At 70.5% G+C, this 13,548-nt stretch carries 12 protein-coding genes; 3 read left to right on the forward strand and 9 right to left on the reverse strand.

The features are described 5' to 3' along the window. The 5 genes from AC1MEY_RS22030 to AC1MEY_RS22050 all read right to left on the reverse strand — a co-directional run bounded on the left by AC1MEY_RS22030 (position 1) and on the right by AC1MEY_RS22050 (position 4,694). The gene (locus AC1MEY_RS22030) at positions 1-1,176 is read right to left on the reverse strand and encodes an acyl-CoA dehydrogenase family protein (RefSeq protein WP_480227508.1); all 1,176 of its coding nucleotides are present in this window, start codon (positions 1,174-1,176) and stop codon (positions 1-3) included. Between the two features lie 52 nt (positions 1,177-1,228). Then, entirely contained in the window at positions 1,229-1,669 is a 441-nt protein-coding gene (locus AC1MEY_RS22035) for an SRPBCC family protein (RefSeq protein WP_480227509.1), read from the reverse strand. A 70-nt stretch (positions 1,670-1,739) separates the two neighbouring features. Next, a complete protein-coding gene (locus AC1MEY_RS22040; RefSeq protein WP_480227510.1) occupies positions 1,740-2,906 on the reverse strand; it encodes a zinc-dependent alcohol dehydrogenase in 1,167 nt (388 codons plus the stop codon). Positions 2,907-2,920: 14 nt separating this feature from the next. Next, complete coding sequence (locus AC1MEY_RS22045) at positions 2,921-3,424, reverse strand: hypothetical protein (RefSeq protein WP_480227511.1); 504 nt, start codon at positions 3,422-3,424, stop codon at positions 2,921-2,923. Between the two features lie 58 nt (positions 3,425-3,482). Then, positions 3,483-4,694: a metallophosphoesterase gene (locus AC1MEY_RS22050; protein ID WP_480227512.1), complete on the reverse strand. Its 1,212-nt coding sequence runs from the start codon at positions 4,692-4,694 to the stop codon at positions 3,483-3,485. 205 nt (positions 4,695-4,899) lie between these two features. Here AC1MEY_RS22050 and AC1MEY_RS22055 point away from each other — a divergent pair, with 205 nt between their 5' ends. Both AC1MEY_RS22055 and AC1MEY_RS22060 read left to right on the forward strand, forming a co-directional pair. Continuing rightward, complete coding sequence (locus AC1MEY_RS22055; protein WP_480227513.1) at positions 4,900-6,528, forward strand: HNH endonuclease signature motif containing protein; 1,629 nt, start codon at positions 4,900-4,902, stop codon at positions 6,526-6,528. A 16-nt stretch (positions 6,529-6,544) separates the two neighbouring features. Beyond that, positions 6,545-8,110: an acyl-CoA carboxylase subunit beta gene (locus AC1MEY_RS22060; protein ID WP_480227514.1), complete on the forward strand. Its 1,566-nt coding sequence runs from the start codon at positions 6,545-6,547 to the stop codon at positions 8,108-8,110. A gap of 22 nt (positions 8,111-8,132) precedes the next feature. Here AC1MEY_RS22060 and AC1MEY_RS22065 read toward each other — a convergent pair whose 3' ends face one another. Together AC1MEY_RS22065 and AC1MEY_RS22070 are read right to left on the reverse strand one after the other, a co-directional pair. Then, positions 8,133-8,549: a DUF5313 domain-containing protein gene (locus tag AC1MEY_RS22065; protein ID WP_480227515.1), complete on the reverse strand. Its 417-nt coding sequence runs from the start codon at positions 8,547-8,549 to the stop codon at positions 8,133-8,135. Between the two features lie 25 nt (positions 8,550-8,574). Next, entirely contained in the window at positions 8,575-9,060 is a 486-nt protein-coding gene (locus tag AC1MEY_RS22070) for a MarR family winged helix-turn-helix transcriptional regulator (protein WP_480227516.1), read from the reverse strand. Between the two features lie 102 nt (positions 9,061-9,162). Between AC1MEY_RS22070 and AC1MEY_RS22075 the strand changes: the two genes are divergently transcribed. Then, positions 9,163-11,364: an MMPL family transporter gene (locus AC1MEY_RS22075; RefSeq protein WP_480227517.1), complete on the forward strand. Its 2,202-nt coding sequence runs from the start codon at positions 9,163-9,165 to the stop codon at positions 11,362-11,364. Here the strand turns inward: AC1MEY_RS22075 and AC1MEY_RS22080 are convergent. Together AC1MEY_RS22080 and AC1MEY_RS22085 are read right to left on the reverse strand one after the other, a co-directional pair. Continuing rightward, entirely contained in the window at positions 11,343-12,440 is a 1,098-nt protein-coding gene (locus tag AC1MEY_RS22080) for a flavin-containing monooxygenase (protein ID WP_480227518.1), read from the reverse strand. The genes AC1MEY_RS22075 and AC1MEY_RS22080 overlap by 22 nt on opposite strands. A gap of 26 nt (positions 12,441-12,466) precedes the next feature. After that, positions 12,467-13,543, reverse strand: a complete 1,077-nt coding sequence (locus tag AC1MEY_RS22085; protein WP_480227519.1) for an NAD-dependent epimerase/dehydratase family protein — start codon at positions 13,541-13,543, stop codon at positions 12,467-12,469. Positions 13,544-13,548 lie beyond the last annotated feature (5 nt).

Consider the following 13,548-nt stretch of genomic DNA (forward strand, 5'->3'; position numbering starts at 1 on the left):
TCACAATCCCAGAATCGTGGACGCGATGATCGTGCGCTGCACCTCGTTGGTGCCGCCGTAGATCGACGTCTTGCGGTAGTTGAGGTAACGCGGTGCGGCGTCCTGCGCCCATGCGGGGACGTCGACGCCGTCGGCCTCGCCGAATGCCACGGCATCCGGCCCGGCCACCTCGACGAGCAGTTCGGTGGCGGCCTGCTGCAGCTGGCTGCCGCGGAGCTTGAGGATCGACGACGCCGGGTTGGGCTTGCCGTCGGCGTCCGAGCCGCTGACCCGCAGCTGCGTGAGTTCGAGTGCGAGCACGCCGTTCTCGACTTCGGCGACGCGGGCGGCGAACAGCGGGTCGTCGAGCAGCGTGCCGCCGTCGACCTTGATCTGCGCGGCGCGTTCCTTGACCTGGGAGAGCCACAGCTTGGTCAGGCCGATCCGGGCGATGCCGGACCGCTCGTTGCCGAGCAGGAACTTGGCGTACGTCCAGCCCTGGTTCTCCTCGCCGACGAGCTGGTCGGCGGGCACCCGGACGTCCTCGAAGAAGACCTCGTTGACCTCGTAGCCGCCGTCGATCAGCTTGATCGGGCGCAATGTGATTCCGGGCGTTGACATCTCGGCGAGCAGGAACGAGATGCCTGCCTGTCGCTTCGGGGCGTCGGGGTTGGTGCGGGCGAGGAAGAAGATCCAGTCGGCGTGCTGGCCGAGCGTGGTCCACGTCTTCTGCCCGTTCACGATGTACGAGTCGCCGTCGCGGACCGCGGTCGTGCGCAGCGACGCGAGGTCGGAGCCCGCCTCGGGCTCGGAGAAGCCCTGGCACCACCACATGTCGAGGTTGGCCGTCGGGGGCAGGAAGCGCTCCTTGAGTTCCTGGGAACCGAACTGGGCGATCACCGGGCCCACCATCTTGGTGTTGAACGCCAGCGGCTCCGGCACGCCCGCCAGCTGCATCTCGTCGAGCCAGATCTGTTGGCGCAGCGGCGACCAGTCCTTACCGCCCCACTCGACGGGCCAGTTCGGCACCGCCAGGCCCTTGGCGTTGAGGATGCGCTGCGTGGTGACCATGTCCTCGGGGAAGTTCCCGTGGCCCGACTGGATGCGCTCGCGCAGATCGGCGGGGATCTCGGTGGTGTAGAACGTCCGCAGTTCTTCGCGAAACGCGGCGTCTTCTTCGCTCAGCGCCAGTTGCATGGTCAAAACCTCTTCATCGTGTGTGGTGCTCGGTGGGTGACGGGGGCTGCCGTCAGCTCTTGGTGACCTTGAGGACCCGGTCGCGGAGTCCCTTGGTCGCGGTGTCCATCAGGCTCTTCGCGCCGCGCTTCACCAGGAAGCCGGGGATGGGCACCGTGGGGTCGACGGTCAGTTCGAACCGAACCTTGGTGTGGTCCCCGTCCGGCGTCAGCGTGTAACGGGCGTCCTGCGCGCGCTGCTGCTTCGAGCTGACGAGCGTCCAGCTGACGCCGTCGTCGTGCACGGTGTAGTCGAGCACCTGCTCGTCGTTGATCCCGACGATCTTCACCACCTGGCGTGACCGCTTGGGCCGGCCCTGCTCGTCGCGCTCGAGGATCTCGATCTCCTGGTGCGACGACGACCACTCGGTCAGCGACTCGAGATCCGTCAGCACGTCCATGATTTGCTCGGGCGTTGCTTCGATGGTGAGTTCGCGGGTCTCGGTGACGGCCATGCCCACACGATAGCCAGCGCGGCCGAACTCCAAACCGGGCGGTTGGTCGGAGCGGCCGCGCGGGCCCCGGTCAGGGCCGGATCGCGACCCTGATGCACCCGTCGGTCTTGTTCTTGAACATGTCGTAGGCGCGCACGCCCTCCTCGAGCGAGACGTCGTGGGTGATGAGGATCGACGGGTCGAGGTCGCCCTGCTGCACGTAGTCGAAGAACTGCGGCACGTAGCGCTGGCCGTGCTGCTGCGCCGACCGGATGGTCAGTCCCTTGTTGAGCACGACGCCCATCGGGAACTTGTCGGTGACCCCGTACACGCCGAGCACCGACACCACGCCGCCCTTGCGGCACGCGAGGATCGCCTCGCGCAGGCTGCTGGCGCGGTCGGTCTCGAGCCGCAGCAGTTGCTTTGCCCGGTCGTAGGCCTCCTGCACGCCGAAGCTGTGGCCCTCCATGCCGACGGCGTCGATCACCGAGTCCGGGCCGCGGCCACCGGTGGCCTCGCGCAGGGCGTCCTGCACGCTGTCGGTGGTGGCGTAGTCGATGGTCTCGGCGCCCAGCTTCTTCGCCAGGGCCAGCCGCTCGGGGACGCGGTCGATCGAGATCACGCGTTCGGCGCCGTTGAGCAGCGCGCTGCGGGCCGCCATGAGTCCGACGCCACCGGCGCCCCACACCGCGACGACGTCGCCGGCGGAGATGTCGCAGAAGTCGGCGCCCATGTATCCGGTGGGCACGGCGTCCGACATGAACAGTGCCTGCTCGTCGGTGACGTAGTCGGGGACGGTGAAGCAGTTGGCGTCGCCGAACGGGACGCGGACGTACTGCGCGTGCGAGCCGGCGTAGCCGCCGAACGGGTGCGTGTAGCCGTAGATGCCGCCGGTCGGCGCGCCCAGGACCGTCTGCTGCAGATCGGCGTTCGGGTTGGTGGTGTCGCACAGCGAGTACATGTCGTGGTCGCAGTACCAGCAGTGGTTGCAGGCGATGAAGGACGGGACGACGACGCGGTCGCCGACCTTCGTGTCGGTCACCTCACTGCCGACGTCGGCGACGACGCCCATGAACTCGTGCCCGAAGACGTCGCCCTCGCGCATGCCGGGGAGGTACCCGTCGATGAAGTGCAGGTCCGATCCGCACGTGGTGGTCAGGGTGACGGCCACGATGACGTCGTGGGGGTTCAGGATCTTAGGATTGTCGACGGTCTCCACGGCGAGGTCGTTGACGCCGTTCCATACGAGTGCCCTCATGTCGTGTCCTCTCTCTACCGTGCCGAGTCGCGTGCGCTCGGATTGCGTTGCAGGGTGGGCACTTCTCCGGTCTGGAGGAGTGCGCGCGCTCGATAGAGCGCCTTGTACAGCAGCAGGCCGGTGAGCATCCCGGGCGCGGGCGTGCTGACCCGCGCGATCACCTCGGTGCCACGGCCGCCCGGCGCGTCGCGCAGTTCGACGACGATGTTCGAGCTGCTGTCGGCCCGGACGTCGACGTAGCGGACGGCGTCCCCGTCGGCCGACACGATGCAGTCCCACGCAGGACCCTGGTCGTCGCCGTCGTGGACGAAGGTCCACCGCATCCGATCGGGTCCGGTCGACTGCACCTCGGCGATGTCGCCGAACACCCGGGAGAGGCGTTCGGCGTCGTGCAGCAGGGCGGTGACGTCGTCGCGCGATGCGCCGATCGTGACGGCCTGCGTCGTCGACGCCGGTCGTTCGGTCACCTTCTCGACGAGCTGCTTGACCTGAGCCTTGGCGGTTTCCAGTACGTTCACGGGCCTCTCCGATCGTTGGGTTGGCCCGGCGGCTACCCGACGATCGAGGCCCAAAACGTCAGTCGGAGTGCGATTCGGCGCGCAACGTCAGCACCGTGATCTCACTCGGCGCGAACACCCGGAACGGCGGACCCCAGAATCCGGTTCCTCGGCTGGTGTACAGCTGCGTGCGGTCGCCGTGCCTGCTGAGGCCATGGACCACCGGCTGGTCGAGCCGCACCAGGAAGTTGAACGGCCAGATCTGTCCGCCGTGCGTGTGACCGGAGATCTGCAGGTCGACGTTCGCTGCGACGGCCTGCGGGATCTGCTTGGGCTGGTGCGCGAGCAGGAGGACGGGAAGGGTGCGGTCCGCATCGCGCAGTGCCGCCGCGAGATTCGCGCCGTGCCCGCGCAACCCCGACGCCTTTGCCGTGGCGTCGTCGACGCCCGCGATCACCATGCGGGCTCCGTCGCGTTCGATGACGATGTGCCGGTTGTGCAGGGCGTCCCAGCCGATCTGGGTCATGTAGTCGAGCCAGCCCTGCGCTTCGCTGAAGTATTCGTGATTGCCGGTCACGTAGACGCGGGCGAGGTGGGCCTTGACGGTCGCGAGCGGGGCGGCCTGGGCCTCGCGTACCCGGACCGTGCCGTCGGCGATGTCGCCGACGTGACAGACGACGTCGGCGTCGATCTCGTTGACCCGGTTGATCGTTCGGGCCGACCAGCCCGCGCGGTCGATGGGCCCGTAGTGCGTGTCGGTGATCATGGCGACCGTCACGCCGTCGAGTCCGCGGCCCAGGTTCCGGATCGCGACGTCGACCCGCTTGATGCGGGGCACGCGCATGGCCTCGAAGTGACCCCAGGCCAGCAGGGTGGCGGCGGTGACCAGCACCGCGATCGCGACGATGCGCGACCGCGCCGGATCCTCGACTCCGGCGACGTACAGCGCCAGCCGCAGTAGCAGCGACAGCACCGACCAAACGAACAGCACCCAGGCCGCGCCGAGCAGGGCGTCACCGGTGACCGCGGCGCGGTCGGAGTGGTTGCGGCCGTGGCCCAGCCACATCGACAGGGGCAGCGCGACGAGCGCGGCCACGAACGCCACCGTGCCGATGACGACGCCGAGGGTGGGCCAGTTCGGTCCTGCCGCAACGACCGTCAACCACGGGACGCCGAAGAGGAGCCCCAGGATCGTGGCGACCAGGGCGAGACGCCGCCACCGTGCGGGGCGCCGTGCGTCGGTTGCCGCGTCGACCTCGGCGGCGGGGGTGTCCGCGGGAATCTCTGACATTTCTTCGAGGGTACCGAGGCGCGCGTCCGACGGGCGTTTCGCGTGCCCGCCTCTGAGCGACAACTCGCGACAAACCCCGCGCGCCCTACCACCGGGGTCCGACAAAGACGTTGCCCGACAACCGATTCATCCCCAGACGCGGATTCATCCACAGATCGGCGTTCGGCTCCTGCGCCGAGGCCGTGCGACACCTAGATTCGAATGCATGTTCGACTCACTGGTCGCCGACACCCACCACCACCGCACCGGTGGTGGCGCCGTCGCCGCGTGGGCCCGCGTCGAGAACGCTGCCGCTGCCCGACGCCTCGCCGCCATGGCCGATCTCCTCGAAGCGCGCCGCGCCGCCGCCGACTCCGACAACCGCGAGCAGTGGTACCTCGACAACTGGGCTGCCGTCTCCGCCGAGATCGGCGCCGCCCAGAACACCACCGCCGACGCGGCCGCCGCCCAGCTGTTGATCGCCCACGCCATCCGCAGTCGACTTCCCAAGGTCGGCGAGGTCTTCGCCGACGGGTCGGTGACCCTGGCGATCGTGTCCACCATCGCCTACCGCACCTTCACCATCCTCGACCCCGACGCACTCGCCGCCGTCGACGCCGACCTCGCCACCGCCCTGCGCGAGTGGCCGCCCATGTCGAAGAAGAAGATCACCACCGCCATCGACGCCGTCGTCGAGACACACGACCCCCACGCCGTACTCCGCAGCCAGGTGGCCGCCCGCTCCCGCTACGTCGACGTCGACATCCACGGCAACGGAACCGCCACCCTGCTCGGCGAGCTGCTCGCCACCGACGCCGCCACCTTCGACACCCGCCTCGACCAACTCGCCGCCACCACCTGCCCGGGTGACCCGCGGACCAAGGACCAGCGCCGCGCCGACGCCGTCGGCGCACTCCTCGTCGGCGCCGACCACCTGCCCTGCCTCTGCGGACAGGACGACTGCACCGCCGAACCCGCGACCACCGGCGCGTCGTCCACCATGGTGTACGTGGTGGTCAACGACGACACCCTCGACGACCAGACCCCGGCCGCGGTCGCCCAGGACGCCGCTCTCGACGGCCAGACCGCCGACACCAGCATCGATCTCATCGCGCTCCGACGAGAACGCGACGCCTACCTCGCCAACCCGCCCGCCGGCCCGCCCGCCGAGAAGCACCCCTGGGACCGGTCCCTGACCGAGATGCTCACCAAACCCGACCCCGGCGAACGCGCCGCCACCCGCCCCGGCCAGGTGATCGGCGGCCCCTTCCTTCCCGGCGCCATCACCCGCCGGGCCGCCCTCACCGCCGCCATCCGCCGCATAGTCCACCCCGGCGATGCACCGCCCGAACCCCACTACACCCCGTCGTCGAAGCTCGCGGCCTACGTCCGGTGCCGCGACCTCACCTGCCGGTTCCCCGGCTGCGACGCCCCTGCCACCGACTGCGACCTCGACCACACGATCGCCTACCCCGTCGGTCCCACCCAGGCTGCCAACCTCAAGGCACTCTGCCGCCGACACCACCTCCTGAAAACGTTCTGGGGAGGGCCACACGGATGGCGGGACCGACAGCTGCCCGACGGGACGGTCATCTGGACCGGGCCCGACGGCACCACCTACATCACCACCCCCGGCAGCAGGCTGCTCTTCCCCGCCCTGTGCCGGCCCACCTCACCCGTCGACCCCCGGCCCGTCCGAGCGGCCGCCCAGCACACCGCATCGCCGGTCACGCTGCCCATGCCTCGACGCGCCCAGACCCGCGCCGACGCCCGCATCCAACGCATCCACCACGAACGCGCCCTCAACGGCCCGTACGTCGAACGCCGCCGACGCCTGGCCATCCCGAGGTTCTGACTACAGTGCGAACACCATGACCGAGCAGAACGCCGGCGAGCCCGCCGATGCCCTCCGCGACGACCATCGATACCTCCTGCACCGGCGGGCGCTCACCGAGGACGACGCCCGACCGGAGGCCGTCGAGCGCCGGCACGCCGCGGGCGGGCGCACCGCCCGGGAGAACGTGGCCGACCTCGTCGACCCCGAATCCTTCGTCGAGTACGGCAGATTCGCGATCGCCGCACAGCGCGGGCGTCGCGATCTCGACGACCTGATCGCCCGCACTCCCGCCGACGGCCTGGTGGCCGGCACCGCCCGCATCAACGGCGGCGCCTGCGCCGTGCTGTCCTACGACTACACGGTGCTGGCGGGCACGCAGGGCGTCCTCGGCCATCGGAAGAAGGACCGGCTGTTCGAGCTGATCGAGCGGATGCAGCTGCCGACGGTCTTCTTCGCCGAGGGCGGCGGCGGGCGGCCCGGCGACACCGACTACCCGGTCGTCTCCTCGCTCGACGTACGGGCGTTCGCACTGTGGGCCGGCCTGTCGGGTCTGGTGCCACGCATCGCGATCGTCAAGGGCCGCTGCTTCGCGGGCAACGCCGTCATCGCCGGATGCTCGGACCTGATCGTCGCCACGGCCGACGCGTCGATCGGCATGGGCGGTCCCGCGATGATCGCCGGCGGCGGCCTCGGCGACGTCCATCCCGACGAGGTCGGCCCGATGACCACGCAGGCGCCCAACGGGGTCGTCGACGTGGTGGTCGCCGACGAGGCGGAGGCGGTCGCGGTCACCAAGACGCTCGTCGGCTACTTCCAGGGCGCCACTCCCCCGGGCACCGCCGCCAATCAGACGGCGCTGCGCACGCTCGTCCCGGAGCGGGCCCGCCGCGCCTACGACGTGCGGCCGATCATCGAAACGCTCTCCGACACCGGCAGTGTCACGTTCCTGCGCGAGCGGTTCGCCCGCGAGATGGTCACCGCGTTCGCGCGCATCGAGGGCAGGCCGGTCGGCGTGATCGCCAACGACACCCGCGTGATGGCCGGCGCGATCACCGCCGACGCGGCGGACAAGGCGGCGCGGTTCCTGCAGCTGTGCGAGGCGTTCGGCCTGCCGGTGATCTCGCTGATCGACTGCCCGGGCTACATGGTCGGTCCGGCCGCCGAGGCCGACGCGCTGGTGCGGCGCGGCTCACGGCTCCTGGTGGCCGGCGCGTCGCTGACCGTCCCGCTGATCGCGGTGGTGCTCCGCCGCGGCTACGGCCTGGGCGCGCAGGCGATGGCGGGCGGCAGCCTGCACGAGCCGCTGCTGACGGTCGCGTGGCCCGGCGCCCACCTCGGACCGATGGGCCTCGAAGGTGCCGTGCGCCTTGGCATGCGGAAGGAACTCGAGGCCATCGCCGACGACGCGGCGCGCGAGGAGGTGGTCCGGCAGGCGACGGCGGCAGCCCAGGAGAACGCCAAGGCGATCAACGCGGCGGCGATGTTCGAGATCGACGACGTCATCGATCCGGCCGACACCCGCGCCCTGATCGCGAACACGCTCGCGGCGGCGCCGACGGGGAAAGAGGACGGCAGGCGGCGTTACGTGGACACCTGGTAGCCCGGCGCACGATGGATCACGGCTAGAACGGGCTGCTGTTCTGCTGCCACTTGGCCTCGTCGGGCCGTGCGCCGAAGCGGCGGGCGTAGTCCTCGTGGATGTGGGCGTCCCGCTTGCGCTTGATCACGTCGACCAGGTTCGGGTCGAGGCCGTGCTGGCTTAGCCGGTGCCTACGCCACACCTTGTTGAGCGCCACCGCCATGAGCACCGCCCACACGTAGATCGGCGCCGTCATCTCCAGGTGCACGTAGAACGACGCGGGGATCAGCCACAGCGGGCCGAGCACCAGCAGCGGCGGGATCGCCATCCGGATGACGTGCCTGCGCACCGCGCCCTGACCTGCGAGGTCCTCGGCCACCCAGCGGCTCATGGACGGTGGCAGCCTGCGACCGTAGGAGTAGGCGATGTACTGCAGGGCGGTCGGCTTGTCGTCGGCCATGGTGACTCCTGTCGGGTCGGTGGTGTCAGCTGTCGAGTGCGCCTGCGGCGAGCGCGGCGGTGTTGATGCGTGTGAGTGCCCGGCGCAGCTCGATCAACTCGTCGAGATCGACGCCCAGCTTGGACACGACGGTAAGCGGTATCTGGAGCGCACGGTCGCGCAGCTCGGCACCGGCCCGCGTCAGCTCCACCCGGATGGTGCGCTCGTCGGCGGCGCTCCTGCTCCTGGTCACGAAGCCGAGCGACTCCAGCCGCTTCAGCATCGGCGACAGCGTCGCGGAGTCGAGTTGCAGCGCCGCGGCGATCTGCTTCACCGACAGTGCGCCCTCGGCGTCGGCCTTCCGGTGGTCCCAGAGCGCCAGCATCACCAGGTACTGCGGATGCGTCAGGCCCAGCGGCTCGAGCAGCGGCCGGTACACCGACAGCACCGCGCGGTTCGTCACGGCCAGCGCGAAGCACACCTGCTGCTCGAGTGCGAGCGGGTCGACCTCCACTGCCGTCGTCGGTGCCATGCCTTCATAGTACGCGAATGGTTAGTGCACTAACCAAGCCCGAGGCGCCGATGAAAGCAACGTCACAGGCTTAGGCCGGCGCCGAGCGGGCATGAAGGCGTCATGTCGCGCTACCTCTACGCCATCGGACGATTCAGCTACCGCAAGCGGTGGCTGGTGCTCGCGACGTGGCTCGCGGCGCTGGTCGCCGTGGCCGGGACGAGCCTCGGCCTGGGCGGCCAGCCGAGTGACAGCTTCAGCATCCCCGGCACGGAGTCCCAGCAGGCCGTCGAGCAGCTGCAGCAGAAGCTGCCGGCGTTCGGAGGCGCACAGACGCAGGTCACGTTCGCCGCGACCGGCGACCGCACGCTGGCCGACCCGGCGACCTCCGCGGCGATCGACCAGGCCGTCGCCGAGGTCGGCAAGATCCCCGACGTCGCGATCGCGGCCGGTCCGGCCCAGACCCGGCTGGCGTCGCCCGACGGCCGCGTGGGACTGGGCACCGTGCAGTGGCGGGCGCCTCCCGGCGAGGTCGACGACGCGGCGCTGGACGAGCTCGAGACGGCGATGGCGCCGGCCGTCGCCGCCGGCGTCCAGGTGGAGTACTCGGGCAGCGTGTTCCCCGGGTACAAGGTCGAGGTCCCCGAGCTGCCGGAGATCATCGGCATCGCAGTCGCCTTCCTGATCCTGGTCGTCACGTTCGGCTCCCTGCTCGCCGCGGGAATGCCGATCATCACCGCATGCGTCGGCGTCGGCATCGGCGCACTCGGCATCTTCGCGGTCGCCGCGTTCGTCGAGATGCCCTCGGCCGCACTGTCGCTGGCGCTGATGCTCGGCCTGTCGTGCGGCATCGACTACGCGCTGTTCATCCTCAACCGGTACCGGACCAACCTGCTACTGCTGCGGCCGCGCGAGGAGTCCATCGGCCTGGCGGTGGGCACCGCGGGCAGCGCCGTCGTGTTCGCGGCGCTGACGGTGATCATCGCGCTCTGCGGCCTCGCCGTTGTCGGCATCCCCTTCCTCACCTACATGGGCCTGGCCGCCGCGGTCTCGGTCCTGGTGGCGCTGCTGATCGCGCTGACCCTGCTGCCCGCGCTGCTCGGCTTCGCCGGCGGCCGGATCGCCAAGTTCATCTCCACGCCGCTGCAGCCGGGGCGCGCCAAGGAGGTCGCCCAGGTCGCCGCGTACACGCCGCAGCGCACGATGGGCGCGAAGTGGGCCCGCGCCGTCGTCGCGCACCGCAGGCCCGTCCTGCTCGCCGGCGTCGCCGGGCTGATCCTGATCGGGCTCCCCACCCTCGACATGCACCTCGGCCTGCCGAGCGGCGCCTCACAGGCCGAGTCGAACACCTCGCGACGTGCCTACGACATCACCGCCGAGCACATGGGTCCCGGCTTCAACGGCCCGCTGCTGGTGGTCGCCGACACCTCTCGGTCGTCCGATCCGGCTGCGGTGCAGACGATCGCGTCGAACATCGCCCGCGAGAGCGGCGTGGTGACCGCAGCCCCCGCCATGGCCGACAACGGTGCCGCCGTCATCCAGGTGATCCCCGAGACCGGCCCCAACGACACCGCCACGGCCGACCTGGTCAAGCGCATCCGTGCCGACCGCGACGCGATCACCGCGGGCACCGGCGCCACGATCCAGGTCGGGGGCACGACCGCGTCGAACATCGACACGTCCGACAAACTGGCGGCGGCGCTGCCGATCTTCCTGGTGGTCGTGGTCGGGTTGGCGTTCGTCCTGCTGACGGTCGCGTTCCGTGCGGCGCTGGTGCCCATCACGTCGATCGTCGGGTTCCTGCTGTCGGTGTTCGCGGCCATGGGCGTCCAGGTCGCCGTCTTCCAATGGGGTTGGGCGGCCGACCTTCTCGGCGTCACACCCGGCGAGACCATCAGCTTCCTCCCGATCATCGTGCTCGCGATCGTCTTCGGGCTGTCCAGCGACTACCAGGTGTTCGTGGTGTCGCGCATCAAGGAGGAGCTGGTCAAGACCGACGACGCCCTCGAGGCGATCCGCACCGGCGTCGGCCTGTCCGCCCGCGTCGTCACCGCCGCCGCGCTGATCATGTTCGGCGTGTTCATCGCGTTCCTCGCCGGCGGCGACCCCATCATCAAGTCGGTCGGCCTGACCCTGGCCGTCGGAGTGTTCCTCGACGCGTTCGTCGTCCGGCTGACCCTCATCCCGGCCGTGCTCGCGATGCTCGGCGACAAGGCGTGGGCGCACTCCCGGTGGTTCGACAGGTTCGTGCCCGACGTCGACATCGAGGGCACGGCACTCGAGCGCAAGGCCGAGGCGGCCGATCAGCCCGCGACGGTGAGGTGACGCGCAACGTCGCGCGCCAGCGGGCCCGATCGTCTGCGCATCGCGCGCAGCGGTCCGATGAGCGGCTCGTCGTAGCCCGAGAACCATAGCCCCGGTCGCGACGACGTGGGATGGCCGTCCCCGTCGAGCACGCCGAGGTGGCCGACCATGGGCTCGAGGCCGCGCAGGTAACCGGTCGCGGCGATCACCGCGTCGGGGGCGAGCGACGTGCCGTCGACCAGGAGCACCCGATCGCCGTCGAATGACTCGACGGCGGAAACGATCTCGACCCGGCCGGACCTGACGAGCGGCACCAGCTCGTCGGCGATGGTCGGGATCTGGGCGTCCTCGAGCAGTGCGGTGTAGATGCCGCGGTCCGGTACCGGCAGCCCGGCGTCGGTGAGGTCGCCGAACCACAGCCGCCGCATCACCGCCGCGGCCCGGTCGAGCACGGGCGCCGGCAGGTGGACGAACGCCGGACTGAACGCGTCGACGGGCACGCCCGCAGCGGATCGTGGGACCAGGTGCGGCGGGGTCCGCACCGACATCGGGATGCGTGCCGCGCCACCGCGGGCGAGTTGCAGCACGACGTCGGTGGCCGAGTTGCCCGCACCGACGACCAGCACGTCGCGGCCCGCGAACGGCGCGGCGTTGCGGTAGTCCTGCGAGTGGAGCAGGTCGCCGCCGTACCCCTCCATGCCGGGCCACGGCGGGATGGCCGGCGTGTGGTAGTTGCCGGTCGCGACCACCACGGCTGCGGCACTGAGGGTTTCGTGGTCGGTGGTGACCTGCCACCGGTCACCGTCCGCGTCCACCCGCAGCACCGTGACGCCCAGCCGCAGCCGCACCCGCTGCCGGCGCGCGTAGTCGTCGAAGTAGGCGACCATCGCGTCACGCGACGGCCAGCGACCGTCCGCACGCGGGATCCGCTGGCCGGGCAGGTGCGACCAGTAGCCGCAGGTGTTGAGCCGGAACCCGTCGTAGCGGGCGCGCCACGACGATGCGGGTGCGGTCGCGCGGTCCACGACGAGCGCGTCGATGCCCTCTCGGTGACCGAGCTGGCGGGCGATGGCGAGGCCGCACGGGCCGGCGCCCACGACGACGACCCGCTCGGCGACGTCGGTCAGGGCAGGTGCCTCGTGGTCATCAGTCCCTCGGTCAGGTCGCGGTGGAGCTGCTCCACCATCGACCGCCGACGCAGCGGCGGGCTGTCGGCGTGGGCCTCCTCGGCGACGCCCGAGATGACGTCGGCGAGCGCCTCGACCGACGTCCAGTGCGGATTCCAGCCCAGTTCGGTGCGGGCCCGCGAGCAGTCCAGCAGCGGCACGCTGAACGCCAGGTCGAGCCAGCCACGGTCGATCGGCTGCGCGCGCAGGCGCCAACTCACGTCGACGAGCTTGCCGAGCAGCCCCGACGGGACGTGAATCTGCTTTGCGCCCAACACCTCTGCGACGTCGGACCGGCTGATCAGCGGCTCGGCAGCGAGGTTGAACGCGCCGGTCGCGCGCCGTTCGATCGCGCTGGTGAAGGCCTCGGCGACGTCGTCGGCGTGGACCAGCGGGATGCAGAGCTTGCGGTCCAGCGGCAGCAGCGGCAGCAGCGGAACCGCCTGCATCGGAACCCATCCGGGCAGTGCGTAGCGCATCAGACCGCTCGCGGCGGCGCGCTGGACGATGAACCCGGGCCGCATCCTGGTGATGCCGACGCCCTCGTCGCCGTACTCGTTCTCGTACCCGTCGAGGACGGCCTCGGCCGCCGACTTGTCCCGGCTGTACGCCGAGGAGGGGATGCCCGTGGTCGGCCACGACTCGTCGACCCGCTCGCCGTAGCGGCCGCCGGCATAGGTGCCCACCGACGACATGTGCAGCAGGTGACCGACGTTCGCGGCGTGCGCCGCCTTCAGCACGGCCGACGTGCCGCCGACGCCCAGCTTCGTCAGGTACTCGGTGTTGCGGGTGGGCTGGAATCCCCACGCCAGGTGGACGACGGCGTCGGCACCCTCGAAGATCGAGCGGAGTTCACTGGCCGCCGCGGGCTCGGCGAGATCGACACCGTGCCACGTGACGCCGGCATACACGCCGGTCGGTTCAGGCGGACGGCGCACCACGCCGATCAGTTCGTGGGGATCCGCGGCGGTGGTCAACCGACGAAGGAGGGCGGTCCCGACGTTGCCGGATGCTCCGGTGATGACGATGCGCATGCGAT

The organism is Mycobacterium sp. PTI7 (assembly GCF_056679845.1).